This is a genomic window from Kribbella capetownensis (assembly GCF_004331485.1).
Classification (GTDB): Bacteria; Actinomycetota; Actinomycetes; order Propionibacteriales; family Kribbellaceae; genus Kribbella; species Kribbella capetownensis.
Map to the genome: position 1 here is coordinate 488553 of NZ_SJKD01000001.1, position 20113 is coordinate 508665.

Below are 20113 nucleotides of genomic sequence, written 5' to 3' on the forward strand. Positions count from 1 at the left end.
CCCTCCCGCCCTAGGAGACACGCATGCGGAAACGATGGTTGCTCCTCGTCCCTGCCCTGATCGGAGCGGCCCTGGTGCCCGCCGACCAGTCCCCATCGGCTCAGGCCGCACCCGTACCGTCGCCCGCCGAGCGGGTCGCGAAACTGACCGGGCCGGAGTCGATCAACGACACCGAGGCCCGGTTCGGGCTGAAGGCGACCGACCTCGGCATCCTGTGGGACAACGGATCCGGGGAGATCCTGACCGCGTTCGGTGACAGTTACGGCAGCGGCTGGACCGGGCCGGGCGGCGGGACCGGCGACCAGGCCACCATCGACTGGCGCTGCAACCTGCTGCTCCGCAGCAAGGACCGCAACCTGGCCGACGGGATGACGCTGGACTCTGCGGCCGAGGACCGGCCCGGTCACGCCAAGCAGTTCCTGGACTGCAAGAAGGTCGACCGCGACGAGCACACGGTCATCCCGACCGCGGGCATCTCGGTCGGCAAGCGCCAGTACGTGCAGTACATGTCGGTCAACTACTGGGGTCCGGCCGGCAGTTGGTTCACCAACTCCTCGGGTTTCGCCTACTCCGACGACAATGGCGAGACCTGGACCAAGGACCCGGACGCGCGCTGGCAGAACACCACGGCCTGGGACGACAACTTCCAGATGGTCGCGCTCACCCGCGACAACGGCTACGTCTACATGATCGGTACGCCGAACGGCCGCTTCGGCAACGCCCACGTCGCACGGGTCCCGGAGAAGCTGGTGCTGGAGAAGAAGGCCTGGCGCTACTGGGACGGCCGGACCTGGTCACCGCAGGAGTCGGCCGCGGCGCCGATAGCGGTCGGTCCGATCAGCGAGGTCTCGGTGCAGTACAACGCGTACCTGGGCAAGTGGCTGATGATGTACCTCGACGAGTCGCGGGCCTCCGTCGTACTGCGCTCGGCGAAGTCCTTGACCGGGCCGTGGAGCGGTGAGCAGGTCGTTGTCAAGGGCACCGACTACCCCGGCCTGTACGGAACCTTCATGCACCCGTGGTCGTCCGGCCCGGACCTCTACTTCACGATGTCGCAGTGGGACCCGTACAACGTGTTCCTGATGCACACCAAGCTGACTGACGACGGCCAGGTCACCAACCTGGTCACCGATCCCGGCTTCGAGGCCCAGACCGGCAGTACGCCGACCGCACCCTGGCAACTGAGTGGACGCGGCGGCATCGACCGCACCAACCTCGGCCACAGCGGCGCCAACAACGCCTACGTCCGCGACTCGATCGGCACGCACCAGCTCCAGCAGACCGTTGCCGTGCGCCCCAATCACAGGTACCGCCTGTCCGCGTGGATGCGGACCGCGGAGAACAACTCCGAGACAATGCTCGGCGTACGCACGCTCCGCGGCAAGACCATCGCGCAGGAGACCGGCGGCGCGCATCCCGCGTACACGAAGGTCAGTGTGGACTTCGACTCCGGGCGTGAGTCGCTCGTCCAGCTGTACGGCGGCTTCTTCGGCCACGGTCAGGACGTGTGGCTGCAACTGGATGACGTCGTGGTCGAGGAGATCCGGTGAGGCGGCTGGTCCTCGTCCTCGCGATCATCGCCGGCTGCCTGGTCTCGACGGGCACCGCGGAGGCTGCGACGGGGCAACTGCTGCGCGACGACACCGGGCTGTATCCGCGGGCGATCCGGCTCGAGCACAGCGGTGCGGCGAACGGCCGGATCATGGCCAGTGTCGTGACGTTCCAGGGCAACGCGGACGGTGTCGGCGCGATCTACGAGAGCACGAACAACGGCGCCAACTTCACCCAGGTCGGCACCGTCGAGGACTCGGGCGCCGCGGACGGCAAGGGCTTGTGCTGCGCCACCCTGTTCGAGCTGCCGACGGCGATCGGCGCGATGCCGGCCGGGACGTTGCTGTGGGCCGCTTCGATGGGCGCCGACGCGCGACCGATGTCGCTGCGGATCCTGAAGAGCACCGACGTCGGCCGCACCTGGTCGTATCTGTCCAGCTGCGCCACCGCACGCAATGACCGCGGACTGTGGGAGCCCGAGTTCTCCGTCGCGGCCGACGGACGGCTGGTCTGTCACTACTCGGACGAGACCGATCCCGCGCACAGCCAGAAGCTGATGGAGGTCCGCAGTACCGACGGCGTCACCTGGACCGACCCGAGGCCGACGGTGTCCAGCCCGACGTTCGGTCATCGTCCTGGCATGCCCGTCGTACGACGGTTGCCAAGCGGGACGTTCGTGATGTCGTACGAGATCTGCGGTCAGGGCGGGCAGTACGACTGTGCGGCCTACATCAGGCAGTCGCGCGACGGCTGGAACTGGGGTTCGCCGGCCAAGCTGGGGATCCGTGTCCAGACCGTGGACGGGAAGTACTTCACCCATGCACCGACGCTCGCGATGGCGCCGAACGGCAAGCTGCTGCTGATCGGCCAGATCCTGCAGAACCCCGACGGATCCGTTGCCGCCGACAACGGCCGGACCCTCTTCACCAACATCACCGGGACCTGGCACGCACAGCCCGCACCCGTTGCCGTCAACAACCCCTACAACAACTACTGCCCCAACTACAGCTCACCCTTGGTCCCCTCCGCCGACGGCAACACAGTCCTGGAGCTCGCCACCGACTACGACGGCACAGTCTGCAAGACGTACTACGCCACCGGCCCCGCCGTACCGGACGGCGCCCGTCTGGCGGGTTGACCCACCGGCCGGTGGGTTCACCCAACGGAGTCCGGCTGGCCAACCCACCATCTCATGGGCGGACCCATCAGCGGGGGGCGGCGGGTGGGCGGCCGGGTGCCTCTGCGGATCGGCGGCGGCCGGTACGGCGGGATCGGGTTCGGCGCGGGCCGGTGCGGCGGCCGATGGGACGGCGGGGTCCGACCAGGCGAGGTCCGGCGAGGCGATCCTCGAGTCGCCGGGCCTCGCGGCGGATCGGCTGGGCGACGTACTCGCCGAGGATGACGCCCGAGGCGATCGCGACGCCGATGGCGACTGCGGTGGCGAGGCTGACGATGCCCATCAGGTTGCCGACACTCATGAGCTCGTACAGGCCTTTGTAAATGGTCAGTCCGGGCAGCAACGGGATCGTCCCGGACACGACCACGACGAGTGGCGGTACGCCGAACCGACGCCCCAGCGAGTAGCTACCGATCCCGACCATGAACGCAGCCGCGGCGGTCGACCAGGCCGGCCCGAAGTCCGCGCGGGTCATCAACGTGAACACCAGCGACCCGGCAGCGCCGATCACCGCGACCGGCAGCAACGCCCGCAGCGGCGCGTACGACGCGTAGGCGAACGCGACCGCCATCAGCGCACCGGAGCCGACCATGATCGGCAGGTTCGCCAGCTGGATCGTCTGAGCCTCGAGGCCTACGTTCAGACCGAACCTGACACCCAGCGCCAGCCCCAGACTGACCCCAGCGATGATCCCGCCGGTCAGCAGCATCGCCTCCAGCAGCCGAGCCGCCGCGGTCACGTAGTACCCGGTGATCGCGTCCTGGACAGCACCGGTGAGCGCGATCCCGGCCAGCAGCATGATGATGCCTGCGGCAACGACCAGTGATGGTTTCACCGGCGAGTGGACGGCGTACAGGACCAGCGCGACCGCGCTCGCAACGAACGCGCCGGCGACCTGTTGGTAGAACGCGGGCAGCCGCTGCCGGCTGAACCACCGGTTGTTCAGGTCGATCACGACCGCGGTGACGACCGCCACCAGCGTGATCAGCCAGCCGCCGCCGAGCAGCAGCGTCGCGCCGCCGGCCATCACACCCCAGGCGAGTACGGCGGTCCAGCGCGGGTACGGCGGACCCGCCGACGTCAGCCGCGCCAGTTCGCGACTCGCCTCGTCCCGAGTGAGATCGCCGCCGGCGAACCGCCGTACCAGCCCATCGACCTCGGTCAGGCGGGAGAAGTCCTGCGAGCGGTAGCGGACCAGCCGGATGTGCGTCTCCGGCGCGACGTCCGGCGCCGCCTGGTACGAGATCGCCATCGAGGTGAACGTGATGTCGACCTCGCAGCCGCGCAGACCACCGGCTGCGGTCACCCCCAGGATCGTCGCGGTCGCGTCCGCCGTACCGGCGCCGCTGGACAGCAGCACCTCACCAACCCGCAACGCCAGGTCGAGGGTCCGGTAGACCTCCCGCTGCTCGTCCCGCTCCATCACTCGCCGAGAAGGCGGTGAGCCATCGCCAGGTCGGTGATCAGGATGTTGACCCAGCCGCCGAGGAGGGCGGCGCGGATCGCGGAGAACTTGCGGTCTCCGCCCGCGACGCCGATCCGGCGCGGTACCGCCAGCAACTCCTTGGCGGTCACCCCGATGACCCGCTGGTCGAACGTCGAGCGCACGTGCCTTCCCTCTTCGTCGAAGAACCGGAAACAGACGTCACCGACGGCACCGAGCCGGCGCAGCTCGTCCTGGTCGGCTTCGGCGACCGCGTTCCCACTGCGCTGCAGCAGCGGCGAGGGCTCGAGACTGCCGATCCCGACCAGTGCGTCGGTGAGCTGTCCCCAGGTGCCCAGAACGTCCCGAACGGACACGTCGTTCATCATCGCCCGCCGGACCGCGGGCGTCCCGACCAGTCCGGGCGCGGGCAGGTAGACCGGCATCCCACCGGTCAGCTCGGCGAACCGCGCGGTCAGCCGAGTCGCCTGCATCTGCACCGCCGCGTCACCCAGGCCGCCGACGATCTGGACCACCCGGTCGACCACCGGCACGCTCTTGCGCGGCATCCGGTCGACCGCGCTGATCAGCGTCTCGCTCCAGGACGAGATACCGATCACGTGCGCACCGGTCAGCGTCATGTCCAGGTACGCCGCCGCACCCGAACCCAGCGCCGGCAGTACATCGTCCCCGGCGCCGGCGGTATCGACGACCACCGCGTCCCGGAGCCCGTAGCGGCCCTGCAACTCGTCCTCGAGGTCGCTGTGCACCCCGCTCGGCATGGTCACCACGGTGTGCACGATGCCGACCTCGACGGCCTGCTTGAGCATCCGTGACACCCGCGCCTGGGAGAGATTCAGCTCGGCCGCGATCTTCGGCTGCCGGATGCCCTTCTCGTGGTACATCCGGGCCACCTTCGCCAGCAGCCGCAACTCGTCCAGCCCGGGCTGGCGCACCGCGCGGTTGCCGTTGGCCACGTCGACCCCCTTGAGACACGATCAGATTGGACTATAGGTCAGCCAGGCAGATGTACACGCGTGGTGCACCGCCCGGGTCGGGGATCGGATCGCGCGGTGTGTCCCGCTTCCCGGTCGCAACCACCGTGCCGTCACGCGGATCCACGATCCGGTACGGCAGCGGCACCGAGTCGTCGAACACCGGGACCGGCCCGCCGTTCTCCCGGTAGATCAGCAGCAGCCGGCCGGGGACCGCGAGTGCTCGACCGGAGATCGTCCGGGTCCAGTCCGGCGCCATGTCGGTGGTCGGGAGTCCGGCCAGGATCTTGGCGACCAGACCGACGTACCGGGAGCCCTCGAAGTCGACCGCTTCCCGCCAGCCCGCGCCCGGTGCGACGAAGTAGCTCGCGTGTCCGGGTTCGTCCGCGTGCAGCCGCCACTGCCACAGACTGCCGGCGCCGTAGACGACGCCCATCGTCCCGCCCGCGCAGAGGTTGCTCCACGCCTCGTGTCCCTGCCACCAACCGGTCGCCTTGCCGATCCACCCGGAGTTCTCGTACGTCGGTTCGCCGTTCGCCACCGCCTTGACCGGAAGATTCCGCCACATGTCCGCGACGCGCTCGGCGACATGTTCACCCTCGTGTCCGGTCTGGCACCACTGGAAGTCCAGCCAGTCCGCGTCCTGACAGGCCTCCGCGCGGATGTGCGGCCGGTAGTGGATGCCGGTCGGCTGGCCGTAGCAGTCCGAGGCGTGCACCTCGGCTCCACCGGCCGCGATCTGTGGCTCCGTGCCCGATCCGTCCGCGCCGACCAGGTAGATCGCCGGGCGAGCGCCGTACCGGGCGACGAGGTAGCGGCAGTAGCGCGCGTACTCCGCCGGTGGCACGACCGGACCAGCGACGTCCAGGCCCTTCCAGCCGAAGCCGTGGAAGACCGGCTGGAGGACCGGGACCAGGTGGTACTCGACCAGGATCCCGAGCAGTTCGTCGAGATACCGGAAGTAGTCGAGCTCGATCTCGTTCAGATGCCCGTCGCTCAGGTCGCGGAAGCCGACACCGAATCCTTCGTCCTGGGTGCGGTCGGCCGGACCGACGGCTCGCATGTCCGGTTGGACAGTCATCAGGAGGACCGCGTTGAAACCCTTGGCCTGGCGGTCGGCGGCGTAGTCCCGGACCTGCTCGGGCGTCGCTCGCCACGGCAGTGCCCACGCCGTGTCGGCGGCCAGGATGGCCGGCGTGCCGTCCGCGTGCACGAGGCTGCGGCCGCCGGGCGACATCCGCCAGAACCCGTGCTTGTAGAAGGCGTTGGCCTCGTCGACCTCACCGGCCGCGATCTCGAGCTCACCGGACTCCGAGTCGCAGGTCCAGCGCCACCTGCCGGGTTCGGGCGCGGCGAAGCGCACCCGCCAGGTGTCACCGCCGTCCCAGAACGCAGGCCGCCGGAGCCGGAGGCCGCTCTCGTGCTCGAAGTCGGCCCACACCTCCGCGGCGTACGGATCGGGGTGGCTCCCGGTCAGACGGAGTTCGGCTTCGCGCCAGACGACTGAGATGGACATGACACTCCCGGGAGTGGTTGGTACCGATAAGCTGACCGCAGTTTGCAAGACCACACGTGCTCTGGGGTCGGTGAAATTCCGAGCCGGCGGTGACAGTCCGCGACCCGTACACCCGCAAGGGTGTCCGGTTGACCTGGTGGAACTCCGGGACCGACGGTGAAAGTCCGGATGGGAAGACGCACGTGGCAGTCTTCGCGATGCCGTCCGGTGTGCGCTGTCTGCGCGATCGGACCCGTTGTGGAGCCTGTCGTTGCCCCCGGAGTGCCAGGCCGAGAGGACAACGACCGTGATCACAGGGACCACCGTGACAACCCGCCTGGACACCATCCAGCATGCCGTCGACCAGCTCGCGCTGGGGCGACCCGTGGTGGTCGTCGACGACGAGGACCGCGAGAACGAGGGCGACCTGACGTTCGCCGCGAGCCTCGCGACGCCCGAGCTGATGGCACTGCTGGTCCGGCACACCAGCGGCTACGTCTGCGCGCCGGCCGCGCCGGAGGTGCTCGACCGGCTCGAGCTGCCGCTGATGGTGCCGGACAACCAGGACAGCCTGCGTACGGCGTACACCGTCTCGGTCGATGCGAGCAGTGGCGTCGGCACCGGCATCTCGGCCGCCGACCGGGCCCGGACCGTCCGGGTGCTGGCCGACCCGGTGGCCCGGCCGACAGACCTGATCCGGCCGGGCCACATCCTGCCGCTGCGCGCGGTGGCCGGCGGCGTCCGCCAGCGTCCGGGTCATACCGAGGCCACGGTCGAGCTGGTCCGGCTGGCCGGGCTGCCACCGGTCGGCGTGATCGGCGAACTGATGAACGACGACGGCACGCTGATGACCGGAGCCGACCTGCGCGCCTTCGCCGACACCCACGACTTCGCGATGATCTCGATCGCCGATCTGGTCACGTTCCTCGGGTGACCAGCCGGCGGGCCGCCGCCGCGATGCCGTCGGGTGAGAGCCCGAAGTGGTCCAGCAGGTAACCGGCCGAGCCGGTGGGGGCGAACTCGGGGATCCCGAGGATCGTCACCCGGGCCGGATGCTGCTGGACGACGGTCTCCGCGACGGCACCACCGAGCCCGCCGCCGGACACTGCCTCCTCGGCGGTCACGATTCCGGCCGTCTCCCGCGCGGCCGCGACCACAGCGCTGGTGTCCAACGGCTTCACCGTCGGCATCGACAGCACCCGGGCCGAGATCCCTTCCGTGGCGAGCTGCTCGGCCGCGGCGATCGCCCGCCACAGCACGGTCCCGTTGCTGATCAGCGTCACGTCGTCGCCGGCCCGGACGGTGATCGCCCGGCCGAGCCGGAACGCGTAGTCCTCGTCGTACACCTTCGGCACGCTCATCCGGCTGACCCGGATGAACACCGGCCCGTCCGAGGCCGCCGCCCAGCGCAGCGCAGCCGCCGTCTCGATCGGGTCGGCCGGCACGATCACCGTCAGGTTGGAGATCGCCCGCAGCCAGGCGATGTCCTCGATGGAGTGGTGGGTCGGGCCGAGTTCGCCGTACGCCACCCCTGGGCTCATCCCGCACAGCTTCACGTTGGTGTTCGAGTAGGCGACGTCAGCCTTGATCTGCTCGAGCGCGCGACCGGTCAGAAAGCAGGACGCGGCCGACACGAACGGGATCCGGCCGCCGTTGGCCAGGCCGGAGGCGACGCCGACCATGTCCTGCTCGGCGATGCCGACGTTGATCAGCCGGTCCGGGAACGCCTTGCGGAAACTGTTCAGCTTGCTCGAGCCGACGGAGTCGTTGACTACGCCAACGATCCGGTGATCCGCCTCCGCGAGCTCGGCCAGGGTCTCGACGTACGCGTCCCGGCAGTCGTACCGCGGCCGGTCGGCGATCGAGGTCTCGACGATGCTCATCCACGTCCTCGCTTCGCTCCGGGCGCGGATGAGACACGAGGGAGGCTGTGCTTGATGATGCCCTCGCTTCGCTCGGTCATTCCAAGCTCCTTGGTGTAGCCGGGAGCAACAGCTTCCAGCTCGGTCAGCGCCTGCTGGAATTCCGCCACGTCCGGCACCCGGTGGTGCCACGCGACGTTGTTGCTCATGAACGAGATCGGGTGGCCCTTGTGGGTGTGCGCGATCACGAAGGTCGGTTTCCCGGGCCGGAACGGTACGGCGGACAGGACGTCGAGCAGCTCGCCGTGGTCGTGACCGTTCACCTCGACCACCGCGAACCCGAACGCCGCCGCCTTGTCCGGCAACGGATCCAGGTCGTTGGTCTCCTTCGTCGTGGCGCCCTGCTGCAGCCGGTTCCGGTCGACGATCACGGTCAGCCGGTCCAGCTGGTACTGGGACGCGGCCATCATCGCCTCCCAGTTGCTGCCCTCCTGCAACTCACCGTCGCCGACCAGCACATACGTACGGCGCAGCGACACGTCGAGCTTGGCCGACAACGCGTGCCCGACCGCGACCGGCAGGCCGTGACCGAGCGGACCGGTGTTCGCCTCGACGCCGGCCACCTTGCGCCGGTTCGGGTGACCGTTGAGCGCGGACAGCGGCTTCAGGAACGTGGCGAGGTCGTCGACCGGCAGGAACCCGAACGCGGCCAGCGTGGTGTAGAGCGCCCCGGCGACGTGGCCCTTGCTCAGGATGAACCGGTCGCGCTCCGGATCGGTGACCGAGTCCGGCGTGATGTCGAGGACCGCGCCGTACAAGGTCGCCAGGATGTCGATGGCGGAGAAGTCGCCGCCGATATGGCCGGCTCCGGCGTAGTGGACCAGCTTGAGGTCCTGGATCCGGATCTGCCGGGCCGCCTCGGCGATGTGCGCCACCTGCTCGGCGCGGCTGCTGTGGATCGGCAGCCGCCCGAGCACCGGCATCGTCGTGTGTTCGACGGTCAGAGTCATGCGATCTCCGTCATGGAACTCAGCAAGACCTTCTGCACCAGCTTCTGTGCCGCCAGCGCATCGTGCGACGCCTGTGCAGCGGCAAGTGCCTCGTCGTCCAGTACGTCGAGCGCGTGGTGGACCGCCTTCAGGAACCGGATCGCCTGCTTGGCGGCCTCGACGCTGTCCTCACGGAACGGGAACTGGTCCAGCTGCCAGACGCCCTCCCAGTTGTTCTTGCGTAGCGTGTGGAAGAACTCGAACGTCTCGACCAGGTGGACCGAACCGACCACCATGTCGTCGTCCCAGCCGCGCAGGTTGTCGTTCACGTCGATCGCGAACAGCCGGTTGTAGTCGATCGCCAGTTGGGCCGCGTCGGCCGGCGTCTCCTGGCCGTAGAGCGAGTGACCGAAGTCGAGCAGGATGCCCAGGTTCGGCAGGCCGATCTTCTCGATCCCGAGCAGGGTGCGGGCGACGTTCGGGAAGATGATCTTCACCCGCGGCTCGCGCGGCTTGTACTCGATCACGAAGTTGATGTCCGGGTGGGCCGAGACGAGCTCCTTCAGGCCGTCCAGCGCCAGGTTCCAGATGTCGTGGTAGTTCACCTGGAACGGGTAGTCCCAGCCGTCCTGGCCCGGCCACAGCTTCACGTACGAACAGCCCAGGTCCTTGGCCAGCTCGGTTGCCTGGTGCAACAACTCCATCGCCTGTTTGCGGACGCCCGGGTCCGGGTTGGTCAACGAGCCCTTGACGAAGTCGCGGGTGTAGATCTCCGGCGTGATCGCGATCGCCTTGAGGTTGTTGCGCTTCAGCGCGTCCTTCACCTCGTCCAGCGTCCCGTCGTACCCGGCGAACGGCCAGTTCAGGTCGACCACGGACAGGTCGCCGACGGCGCCGGCCCGGTCGATCTGCTCGAGCAGCCCGACCGGCGGCCCGTAGCCGTCGGTGGCGTAGCGGTCCTTGTACGTCGCGAAATGCCAGATCCCCGCACCGAACACCGGCAGGTCTGTCATGGTGTGTTCTCTCCTTGGTTGAGGCGGTCAGCCCTTGGTGGCGCCGGCGGTCAGCCCGCCGACGATCCAGCGCTGCAGCAGCGTGTACGCGATCAGGATCGGCACCACGGCGATCAGGATGCCCGCCGCGAGACCGGTGTTGTTGTTGGCGAACTGGCCCTGGAAGTTGAGCAGTCCGACCGGGATCGTCTTGTGCGCGTCGGAGTTCAGCAGGATCAGCGCGAACAGGAACTCGTTCCAGGTTGCCACCGCGTCCAGGATCGCGACCGTCACCAGCGCCGGGGTGGACAGCGGCAGCACGATGGTGAAGAAGATCCGCCAGTCCCCGGCGCCGTCCACCTTCGCGGCCTCGAAGATCTCGTCCGGGATCTGCCGGAAGAACGACTGCAGCACCAGCACCTCGAACGGGATGCCGAAGGCCAGGTACGGGCCGAGCAGCCCGAACAGGCTGTCGGTCGCACCCGCCTGCCGCATCATGATGAAGACCGGGACGATGGTGATGTAGATCGGGATGGTGAGCCCGAGGAACACGGTGAACATCACCGTCCGGCGGAACTTCATCCGCAGCTTGGCCAGCGCGAACCCGAGCATCGCCGAGATCAGTACGCCGAGCGGCACCTTCATCAGCGCCAGCAGCGCACTGTTGCGGTAGGTGGTGGCGAAGTTGCCGATCCCCCACGCGTCCTTGAAGTTCGTCCAGGTGAACTGGTCCGGCCAGGACAGCGGTCCGTTACCGATGAAGTCCGACAGTGGCCGGGCCGCGGTGATCACCAGCAACACCAGCGGCGAGATCCAGAACAACGCCGCCACCAGGAGCACCAGCGTGATGACGAGCCCCTTCCGCCCCTTCGGCGGTTGACTGACCGGCTCCGGCTCGGACGGTACGACGGGTGCGTCGACCCGAACAGGTGCGATCGAGGTCATGACGCCTCCCTGGTCTGGGATCGGACGTACGGGATGCCGACGGCAACCGCCACCACCGTGATCACCACGGCGATCGCGGTGCCGTAGCCGGCCTGGTAGTACTGGAAGACGTTCGCGTACATCCACGTCCCCATCACCTGTGTCGCCGTACCGGGACCGCCGTACGTCATCGCGTAGATCATGTCGAAGACCTTGAACGAGTCGATCAGCGACAACGCCAGCACGATGTAGTGGGCCGGCCGCAGGCTGGGCATCGTCACGTGCCAGAACTGTTGCCATCGGCTCGCACCGTCGACCGTCGCGGCCTCATACAGCTCGTTCGGAATCCCTTGCAGGGCGGCCAAGTAGAGCAGCATCGGGAAGCCGGTCCGCAACCAGATGGCCGGCACCATCACCGCCCACAACGCGGTCGAGTCCTGCCCGAGCCACGGCTGGGCCAGCCCGTCCAGTCCGATCAACCGCAGGAACGAGTTGATCGCGCCGTACTGCGGGTTGTAGAGCCAGCCCCAGATCGAGGCGATCGACACCAGCGGCAGCACCGCCGGCGTGTAGAAGATCAGTCGCAGGATCGGCTTGCCATGCACTTTGCCGTTCAGCGCGATCGCCAGCCCGAGCCCGATCACGGTCGGCACCGCGATCGTGACCACGGTCCAGATCACGTTGTTCCGGACCGCGGTCAGTACGACCGGATCAGTGGGCAGCTTGAAGTAGTTGTCCAGGCCAACGAAGTTGTACGTCGCACTCAGCCCGTCCCAGTCCGTCAGGCTGAACCAGAGCGAGGACACTGCCGGATACACCAGGAAGGCGACGTACACCACCAGTGCGGGCAGGGCGAACAGCCACGGCGACCACTTGCCGCTGCGTGTGGCCTTCGCCGTCGAGGGCTTCGAGAGTGCGACCGCCGCCATCCCGCGACTCAGCCCTTCGCCCAGGCGGAGACGATCTCCTGCATCTTCTTCGCGGCGGCTTCCGGGGTCATCGACCCCTGCAGGAGGTCACTCTGCACGCTGAAGTACTGGTCGGCCTGCTTCTTCGGGAACGCCTGGTCCTGGATCGTGTAGAACGGGTTGCCCGCGTACTTCTGCGACCACTCGGCCGCCAGCGGCAGCGACTTCGGGTCCGGCTCGGCGCCCTTGACGGTCGAGGCGGTGATCTGCAACGCCTTCTGCGTGGCCGGCTGGACGATGAAGTCGAGGAGCGCGGCGGCCTTGTCGGCGTTCCCGGTCTTGGCGTTGATCATGTAACCCTCGACGAAGCCCGAGTGCCGCGACGGGCTCTGGTCGGTCGGCAACTCGAAGGTGCCGAAGGCCGACGAGCTCTTCTTGGCCGACAGGATCGCCTGGGCCTCGGTCCACGGCCCGGTGATCGTGTACGCCACCTTGCCCTGGACGTAGCCGGGCTCGATGTCGGCCGGGTCGAGGCCGAGCGCACCCTGCGGCAGCCACTTCTTGTCCTGCCACTTCTTGAACAGCGTGAACGCCTCGACCACCTCGGGCCGGTCCCAGCTCTCATCGCCGGCCAGCAGCTTGTCGTGCAGGTCCGGCCCGGCGGTGTGCTCGAGCAGGTACTCGAACAGCCGCATGATGTCCCAGCCGTACTTGCCGCCGAGCCCACACGGGGTGACGCCGACCGCGACGAGCTTGTCGTTCATCGCCTCCAGCTCGGCGTACGACGTCGGTGGGGCACTCAGGCCGGCCTTGGCCAGCAACGACTTGTTGTACCAGGCCCCTATCCCGAGGGCGAGGTACGGTACGCCGCTCTTCACGCCGTCGAACGTCATCCCGCCGATGGCCGCGGTGTTGATCTTCGAGTCCCAGCCGTACTTGGAGTAGTACGGCGTCAGGTCCAGCGCCTGCTTCGCCTTCGCGAACGGACTGCCGATCTGGCCGCCCCAGATCCGCCAGACATCCGGGCCCTTGCCGCCGAGCAGTTCCGTGCGCAGCTTGTCCGGGTACACGGCCGCACCCGAGCCGGGCAGGCTGTCGACCGTGGTCGTCGTGCCGTTCTGTTCGTCGAACTTCTTGATCTGTGCCTTGAGCAGGCCGATCGTGGTGTCGTCCTCGTAGGTGAACACCCGCAGGTTGTTCGAGGCCGGGGCGGAATCTCCCCCGCTGGTCGACGTACCACCACCGGTGCAGGCGGACAGACCGGCGCCGAGGGCGGCGGCGGACGTGAGACCGAGGAAGCCTCTGCGGGTGTAGCTGTTCATGACGTGCTCCTTTGGCGGGCGAAGCGGCGGATCTTGGCGAACATGTCCTCGAGCAGGAAGCGGACGTCGACCTGTTCGCACACGTGGATGGGGTTGTCGGTGCCTCGCAGGTACCAGCCGTCGACACCGAAGCGCGGCGCCGGCCGGACCCGGAAGTTGCCGCTGTGCGGGTAGAGCATCAGCGAGATGGCCGGAGAGTCGCCGAGGGAGCGGGACTCGATCGGCTCGCCGTGCCAGGTGGCGTTCCACTCGACCAACTGGTCGATCAGGTACTTGCCGAGCGGACCGGCATCGCCGATCTTCTCCTCGAGCTCGGCGTAACTCACCGAGACCTTGGTGTAGACGTCGCTGGTGACCTGCCACACCGTCATGCCGGAGCCGAAGACCACGTTCGCGGCGTGGATGTCGTTCGACAGGTTGAACTCCATCCGCTGGTCCGCGCTGTACCCCTGGTAGCCGCGTCCGCCGATCCAGATCACGATGACGTCCCGGTCCACGATCGCCGGGTCGAGCAGGATCGCCGAGGCCATGTCGGTGATCGGGCCCAGGAACGAGACGAACAGCGGGTCGTCCTTCGAGGCCAGCTTGGACTCGTCGATGATCAGTTGCGCACCGGGCGAGTCCAGCGGGGTCTGCTCGTCCGCGATGCCGGTCGGGGCGCCGTTCGCGACGGGCACCTTGCCGGTCAGGTCCAGCAGGTCGAGCAGGAGGTCGATCTCCTCTCGAGACTCCTCCATGCTGCGGTCCGACCGGCGGGTGCCGAAGTGCGCGGGGATCAGCCCGCGGATGTCGAACGTGGGCGACAACAGCCCATGCACGATCGCGAACTGGTCGTCGGCCTCGTTCTTGGCGTCGGTGTTGATGATCACCCGGCGTCTGCTCGGCTTCACCTGTGTCGACCTCCGTCGGTGCTCGAATAGATATTCACTACTGCATAAGCTGTCGCCATGAGTGTCGCCACGACGCTAGAGTCCCGTCAAGGGCTCGGTTGAAAGTTGTCTGACTTGGAGGGCGATCGATGGCGCCAGCCGTACTCGCGGTGGACCAGGGCACCACGAACTCGAAGGCCGTCCTGGTGAGCGTCGACGGCACCGTGCTGGCCACCGGGTCCGCGCCGGTCGGGCTTTCGGCCCCACAGCCCGGCTGGGCCGACCAGGATGCCGACGACCTGTGGCGCAGCGTGCTCGCGGCGATCTCGTCGTGTCTCGCCGCCGCGGACCCCGTCGAGATCGCCGGGATCGGGTTGTCGACGCAGCGTGAATCGGTGGTCGGTTGGGACCGTCGTAGCGGCGATGCTGCTGGCCCGGTCATTGGTTGGCAGGACGTGCGTACGACGTCGTGGTGCGCCTCCCTCCCGGCAGACCTGGACACGCTCGTGCGCACGCGGACCGGGCTGCGGGTGGATGCGATGTTCTCGGCGCCGAAGCTCCGCTGGCTGCTCGACCACACGAACGCCGATCGGGTTGGCACCGTGGACTCGTGGCTGATCCATCGGCTGACTGGTTGCCGTGAGCACCTGACTGACGCTGGCAACGCCTCGCGGACCTTGCTGTACGACGTACTCGAGCTCGACTGGTCCCCGGCACTGCTCGAGGCCTTCGACGTACCCCGATCCGTACTGCCCGACGTACGAGCCTCGAACGCCGGATTCGGTGTCACCGCAGGTGTTCCAGGCCTTCCGGATGGGATCCCGATCGTTGCCGTGCTGGCGGATTCGCACGCTGCGATGTACGGGCAGGGCTGCACGCAGGCCGGGATGATCAAGGCGACGTACGGGACCGGGTCGTCGGTGATGACGCCGGTCGACGAGTTCGTGGCGGCCGGGTGCACGCTGGCGTGGCTGACGGACCGGCCGCTGTACGCGCTCGAGGGGAACATCGTCTCGTCCGGTGCCGCGCTCGCCTGGACCGCCACCATGCTCGGCTTGCCGGACGTCGGTGCGTTGATGGAACTGGCGGCGACTGTGTCCGACGCCGGCGGAGTCAGCCTCGTGCCTGCGTTCGCGGGCCTCGGGGCACCGCACTGGGACCGTGCTGCGCGGGCGGCGATCACGGGGATGAGCAGCTCCACGACCCGCGCGCACCTGGCCCGCGGCTGCGTCGACGCCGTCGCCCACCAGATCTGCGACGTCACCGACACCATCCCGGGTACGCCCGGACGTCTGCGCGCGGACGGGGGCGCGACCGTCTCGGATCTGCTCATGCAGACCCAGGCCGATGTCCTCGGCCACCCTGTCGAAGCCGCCGATGTCGCCGAGATCTCGGCCCTCGGCGCGGCCGAACTCGCCTGGACCACTCTCGGCGCCCGCACCGGCTGGGCCGCCCAGCGCGGCTACCGCAGCTTCGCGCCCGCCGTCGACGCCGCTGTGCGAGCGAGCCGCCGCGCCGAGTGGGCGGCCGCGGTCGCCTCGGTTCGCACCTCGAAGTGACGTCCATCTCGCTCTGAGTGTGCTGACCGGATGTGGTCGGACATCGCTTTCCGTGACGGGTTGACTCGTCGTGAAGGCCGACCTACAGTTGCGGCCACAGGCCTCGGAAAGCCCTTTCCCAGGCTCACGAGGGAGGCAGCGATGTGCGAGTTCGGACCGGGCCCGGCCGCGGCGCTGCCGGGCGGCATCGGCGTCTCGTTGCTGAAGGTGTACGACCTCCCGACTCCGGACGGTTCGGCCGGCGGCTCCCCGCACGTGCACCTGGCCTGCTCCGAGGGGTACTACGTGGTCGCCGGGTCCGGCTCGGTCCAGACGCTGAACCCGAAGGGCTTCGCCGAGACGCCGCTCCAGGCCGGCGCTGTGGTCTGGTTCGACCCCGGGACGATTCACCGGCTGGTCAACGGCGGCGGTCTCCAGATCCTGGCACTGATGTCGAACTCCGGGCTCCCTGAGGCCGGCGACGCTGTTCTGACGTTGCCGCCGGAGCACCTGACGGACCGCGAGACTTATCTGAAGGCGACCACTCTCACCGGCGAGGGTGACGCTCGGACCTCATCCGCGATGGCCCGGCGCAACCTCGCGCTCGACGGCTTCACCGTACTGCGGGAGTCCTACGAAACCAACGGGCCGTCCGCGCTCGACGACTTCTACGCGGCGGCGATCCGGATCGTCCAGCCGCAGCTACCGGACTGGCGCCGCCGCTGGGAACAGGGCGCTCGCCGCCTGGCCGAGCAGACCGGCGCCGCCCTCGATGCCCTCGAAGCCGGTACGGCGCCCCACCTACAGACAGCTGAACTCCACGAACTACCCGCCCCCACCGAGTTCGGCCTGCATGGCATGTGCGGTCGCCTCGACACCTACGACATTTCTTCGCGAGAGGCAGAACAGTGAACGAGCGACGCGTCGGCATCGTGATGAACGGCGTCACCGGCCGGATGGGCCTGCGCCAGCACCTCGAGCGTTCCATCGTGGCGATCCGTGCGCAGGGCGGCCTGCCCGCCGCGGACGGAACCATGATCATCCCCGAGCCGATCCTGGTCGGCCGCAACGAGCTGAAGCTGCGCCGGATCGCCAAGCAGCACGGCCTGACCCGGTGGACCACGGACCTGTCCGAGGCGCTCGCCGAGCCGGATGTGGAGATCTACTTCGACTCGTCGCTGACCCAGCTGCGGGAGAAGGGCGTCCGCGCCGCGGTCGAAGCGGGCAAGGCGATCTACTGCGAGAAGCCGATCGCGGAGAGCCTCGACGCGGCGATCGACCTGGCCCGGCTGGTCCGGGACGCCGGGCTGAAGAACGGCATCGTCCAGGACAAGCTGTCGCTGCCCGGCCTGCGGAAGCTGAAGCGACTCGTCGACGGCGGGTTCTTCGGCCGGATCCTCTCGGTTCGCGGTGACTTCGGCTACTGGGTCTTCGAGGGTGACTGGCAGGAAGCGCAGCGGCCGTCCTGGAACTACAAGCTCGAAGAGGGCGGCGGCATCATCCTCGACATGTTCTGCCACTGGCGGTACGTGCTCGACCAGACCTTCGGCCAGGTCAAGTCGGTGTACTGCCAGGGCGCGACCCACATCCCGACCCGGGTCGACGAGCAGGGCAACGAGTACGCCGCCACCGCGGACGACTCGGCGTACGGCGTGTTCGAGCTCGAGGGCGGGATCATCGCGCAGATGAACTCGTCGTGGGCGACGCGCGTGTTCCGCGACGAGCTCGTCGAGTTCCATGTCGACGGGACCGAGGGATCCGCGGTCGCGGGGCTGCGGAACTGCCGGGCGCAGCACCGGTCCGCGACGCCGAAGCCGGTGTGGAACCCGGACCTGCCGGCGACCGAGAAGTTCCGCGACCAGTGGGCGACGGTGCCGGACAACGAGGTGTTCGACAACGGGTTCAAGGTGCAGTGGGAGATGTTCCTGCGGCACGTCGTCGACGACGCCCCCTTCACCTGGGACTTCGTCGAGGCCGCCAAGGGAGTGCAGCTGGCCGAGCTGGGCCTGCAGTCCTGGCGCGAGGGCCGCAAACTCGAAGTCCCCGCCCTGGACCTCGGCGGTCAGCTGTGACACTCGAGATCCTCCTCCCAGCTGGTGGCGGGTTGGAGAGGTACCGGCTGGAGGCTGAGCCGGTTGCTCGGGGCACCTATTCGCCGGCACGGTCGCGGTTGGCGTTTGCGGCCGCGCATGTGGTGGCGGATCCGCTGGCGGACAACTCGCCGGGCGCTCCCGCGGTGATTGATTGGGAGCACACGCTGGAGTTCCGGCGGTATCTTTGGTCACTGGGGTTGTCGGTGGCTGAGGCGATGGATACCGCGCAGCGTGGGATGGGGTTGGACTGGGCGGCGACGCAGGAGCTGATTCGGCGGTCCGCGGCGGAGGCGCCGGACGGGCGGATTGCGGTTGGCGTCGGCACAGACCAACTGACCGCCGTCGGTTCCGACGATGCCTACCAGTTGGACGCGGTGATTGCTGCCTACGAAGAGCAACTCGGTCTGGCCGAGGAGGTCGGCGCACAGCCGATTCTGATGGCTAGTCGGGCGTTGTGCGCTGCGGCCGAGTCGCCTGACGACTACCGGAAGGTCTACGACCGGCTGCTCGGTCAATCGACCCGCCCGGTGATTCTGCACTGGCTGGGGTCGATGTTCGATCCGGCACTCGACGGCTACTGGGGCAGCGACTCCCTCGACACTGCCGCTGACGTCGTCGTCGATCTGATCGCCGACAATGCGGCAAAGGTGGACGGGATCAAGGTCTCGCTGCTGGACGCTTCCCGTGAAGTTGCCCTGCGCAACCGTTTGCCGGAGGGCGTGCGGCTCTACACCGGCGACGATTTCGACTACCCGGCCTTGATCAAGGGCGACGACGACCGCTACAGCGACGCGCTGCTCGGGATCTTCGCCGCGATCGCGCCCGCCGCCGCGGCCGCGCTGAAGGCACTGGACGACGGCGACCTGGACACCTACGACCGCGTCTTCGCGCCGACGGTCCCGCTCGCGCGGCAGATCTTCTCGGCCCCGACGTACTACTACAAGACCGGGATCGCCTTCCTGGCTTGGCTGAACGGGCACCAGCCCGGGTTCTCGATGGTGGGTGGTCTGCAGACCGGCCGGTCGCTCCCGCACCTGGCTGATACCTTCCGCCTCGCCGATCAGGCCGGCGTACTGACGAATCCGGAGCTTGCCGTCCAGCGGTTCGGGCAGTTGCTGCGGGTAGGTGGAGTCGACGCGTGAATCGCTACAGCCTCAACCAGGCGACGACGAAGTACTGGCCGCTCCAGGATGTCGTCGCGGCGAGTGCCAAGGCTGAGCTGTCGTGGATCGGGCTGTGGCGCGAACCGATCCAGGAGTACGGCGTCGACAAGGCCGCCCGGCTCGTCTCCGATGCGGGGCTGAAGGTGTCGTCGCTGTGCCGCGGCGGCTTCTTCACCAGCACGGATCCGGCGGAGCGCAAGGCGAAGATCGAGGACAACCGCCGCGCGATCGACGAGGCCGCCACCATCGGGACCTCAGTATTGGTGCTCGTCAGCGGCGGTCTGCCGCCGGGCTCGCGCGATCTCGACGGCGCGCGTTCGATGGTCCGGGACGGCCTGGCCGAGCTGGCGCCGTACGCGTCGGAACGCGGGGTGAAGCTCGCGGTCGAGCCGTTGCATCCGATGTTCTGCTCCGACCGGTGTGTGGTGTCGTCGTTGTCGGGTGCCCTGGATCTCGCCGAGCAGTTCCCGGCGTCGCAGGTCGGCGTGATCGTCGATGCCTACCACCTGTGGTGGGATTCCGCCGTCTACCGGCAGATCGAGCGCGCGGGTGAGCGGATCTTGTCCTACCAGGTCAGCGACTGGGTCGTCCCGCTGCCGGAGGACACACTGCTCGGCCGGGGCATGATGGGCGACGGCTCGATCGAACTGCGCCGCCTCCGCGAGGCCTGCGACGCGGCCGGGTACGACGGGCCGATCGAGGTAGAGATCTTCAACCAGAAGCTGTGGGACGCACCAGGGCAACAGGTCTTCGACCTGGCGCTCGCGCGGTATCGGGAACACGTCATCTGACCCTCGACATCAGGAGCTGAC

The 20113-nt window shown here is 68.3% G+C and carries 18 protein-coding genes and 1 riboswitch; of the genes, 8 read left to right on the top strand and 10 right to left on the bottom strand.

Annotated elements, in window-relative coordinates; genetic code table 11:
* Window positions 1-23 precede the first annotated feature (23 nt).
* Both E0H75_RS02380 and E0H75_RS02385 read left to right on the top strand, forming a co-directional pair.
* A complete protein-coding gene (locus tag E0H75_RS02380) occupies window positions 24-1550 on the top strand; it encodes a DUF4185 domain-containing protein (protein WP_131511363.1) in 1527 nt (508 codons plus the stop codon).
* Window positions 1547-2689: a sialidase family protein gene (locus E0H75_RS02385; protein WP_131511364.1), complete on the top strand. Its 1143-nt coding sequence runs from the start codon at window positions 1547-1549 to the stop codon at window positions 2687-2689. Before E0H75_RS02380 ends, E0H75_RS02385 begins: the two co-directional genes overlap by 4 nt.
* A gap of 67 nt (window positions 2690-2756) precedes the next feature.
* Here E0H75_RS02385 and E0H75_RS02390 read toward each other — a convergent pair whose 3' ends face one another.
* The 3 genes from E0H75_RS02390 to E0H75_RS02400 are packed head-to-tail and all read right to left on the bottom strand — an operon-like array spanning window position 2757 to window position 6662.
* Window positions 2757-4151 carry a threonine/serine exporter family protein gene (locus E0H75_RS02390; RefSeq protein ID WP_131511365.1) on the bottom strand — a complete coding sequence of 465 codons (1395 nt, stop codon included), beginning with the start codon at window positions 4149-4151 and terminating at the stop codon, window positions 2757-2759.
* On the bottom strand, window positions 4151-5128 hold the full coding sequence (locus E0H75_RS02395) for a sugar-binding transcriptional regulator (RefSeq protein ID WP_202872801.1): 978 nt from the start codon (window positions 5126-5128) through the stop codon (window positions 4151-4153). The genes E0H75_RS02390 and E0H75_RS02395 overlap by 1 nt, the downstream gene beginning before the upstream one ends.
* A gap of 31 nt (window positions 5129-5159) precedes the next feature.
* Window positions 5160-6662, bottom strand: coding sequence for a glycoside hydrolase family 140 protein (locus tag E0H75_RS02400; protein WP_165553402.1), 1503 nt, complete (start codon window positions 6660-6662; stop codon window positions 5160-5162).
* 52 nt (window positions 6663-6714) lie between these two features.
* Window positions 6715-6848, top strand: a riboswitch (FMN riboswitch).
* A 100-nt stretch (window positions 6849-6948) separates the two neighbouring features.
* Here E0H75_RS02400 and ribB point away from each other — a divergent pair.
* A complete protein-coding gene (gene ribB / locus E0H75_RS02405) occupies window positions 6949-7575 on the top strand; it encodes a 3,4-dihydroxy-2-butanone-4-phosphate synthase (protein WP_337589494.1) in 627 nt (208 codons plus the stop codon).
* Here the strand turns inward: ribB and E0H75_RS02410 are convergent.
* The 7 genes from E0H75_RS02410 to E0H75_RS02440 are packed head-to-tail and all read right to left on the bottom strand — an operon-like array spanning window position 7559 to window position 14528.
* The gene (locus E0H75_RS02410; protein ID WP_131511366.1) at window positions 7559-8524 is read right to left on the bottom strand and encodes a transketolase family protein; all 966 of its coding nucleotides are present in this window, start codon (window positions 8522-8524) and stop codon (window positions 7559-7561) included. The genes ribB and E0H75_RS02410 overlap by 17 nt on opposite strands.
* Window positions 8521-9513 carry a transketolase gene (locus tag E0H75_RS02415; protein WP_131511367.1) on the bottom strand — a complete coding sequence of 331 codons (993 nt, stop codon included), beginning with the start codon at window positions 9511-9513 and terminating at the stop codon, window positions 8521-8523. The genes E0H75_RS02410 and E0H75_RS02415 overlap by 4 nt, the downstream gene beginning before the upstream one ends.
* Window positions 9510-10505 carry a sugar phosphate isomerase/epimerase family protein gene (locus tag E0H75_RS02420; RefSeq protein WP_131511368.1) on the bottom strand — a complete coding sequence of 332 codons (996 nt, stop codon included), beginning with the start codon at window positions 10503-10505 and terminating at the stop codon, window positions 9510-9512. The genes E0H75_RS02415 and E0H75_RS02420 overlap by 4 nt, the downstream gene beginning before the upstream one ends.
* 27 nt (window positions 10506-10532) lie before the next feature.
* Window positions 10533-11429: a carbohydrate ABC transporter permease gene (locus E0H75_RS02425; protein WP_131511369.1), complete on the bottom strand. Its 897-nt coding sequence runs from the start codon at window positions 11427-11429 to the stop codon at window positions 10533-10535.
* Window positions 11426-12337: a carbohydrate ABC transporter permease gene (locus tag E0H75_RS02430; RefSeq protein WP_131511370.1), complete on the bottom strand. Its 912-nt coding sequence runs from the start codon at window positions 12335-12337 to the stop codon at window positions 11426-11428. Before E0H75_RS02430 ends, E0H75_RS02425 begins: the two co-directional genes overlap by 4 nt.
* A gap of 8 nt (window positions 12338-12345) precedes the next feature.
* Window positions 12346-13638 (bottom strand): ABC transporter substrate-binding protein, encoded by a 1293-nt coding sequence (locus E0H75_RS02435; RefSeq protein ID WP_131511371.1) that lies wholly within the window; start codon window positions 13636-13638, stop codon window positions 12346-12348.
* A complete protein-coding gene (locus E0H75_RS02440; RefSeq protein WP_131511372.1) occupies window positions 13635-14528 on the bottom strand; it encodes a nucleoside hydrolase in 894 nt (297 codons plus the stop codon). The genes E0H75_RS02435 and E0H75_RS02440 overlap by 4 nt, the downstream gene beginning before the upstream one ends.
* Before the next feature lie 128 nt (window positions 14529-14656).
* On the opposite strand from E0H75_RS02440, the gene E0H75_RS02445 reads away from it, so the two are divergent.
* The 5 genes from E0H75_RS02445 (at window position 14657) to E0H75_RS02465 (ending at window position 20092) form a co-directional block, all read left to right on the top strand.
* Window positions 14657-16066 carry an FGGY family carbohydrate kinase gene (locus E0H75_RS02445; RefSeq protein WP_131511373.1) on the top strand — a complete coding sequence of 470 codons (1410 nt, stop codon included), beginning with the start codon at window positions 14657-14659 and terminating at the stop codon, window positions 16064-16066.
* A gap of 141 nt (window positions 16067-16207) precedes the next feature.
* Window positions 16208-16957, top strand: a complete 750-nt coding sequence (locus E0H75_RS02450) for a cupin domain-containing protein (protein WP_131511374.1) — start codon at window positions 16208-16210, stop codon at window positions 16955-16957.
* On the top strand, window positions 16954-18117 hold the full coding sequence (locus tag E0H75_RS02455; RefSeq protein WP_131511375.1) for a Gfo/Idh/MocA family protein: 1164 nt from the start codon (window positions 16954-16956) through the stop codon (window positions 18115-18117). The genes E0H75_RS02450 and E0H75_RS02455 overlap by 4 nt, the downstream gene beginning before the upstream one ends.
* Window positions 18118-18149: 32 nt before the next feature.
* On the top strand, window positions 18150-19280 hold the full coding sequence (locus tag E0H75_RS02460) for a dihydrodipicolinate synthase family protein (RefSeq protein ID WP_238162775.1): 1131 nt from the start codon (window positions 18150-18152) through the stop codon (window positions 19278-19280).
* On the top strand, window positions 19277-20092 hold the full coding sequence (locus E0H75_RS02465) for a sugar phosphate isomerase/epimerase family protein (protein ID WP_131511377.1): 816 nt from the start codon (window positions 19277-19279) through the stop codon (window positions 20090-20092). The genes E0H75_RS02460 and E0H75_RS02465 overlap by 4 nt, the downstream gene beginning before the upstream one ends.
* The last annotated feature ends 21 nt before the right edge of the window (window positions 20093-20113 follow it).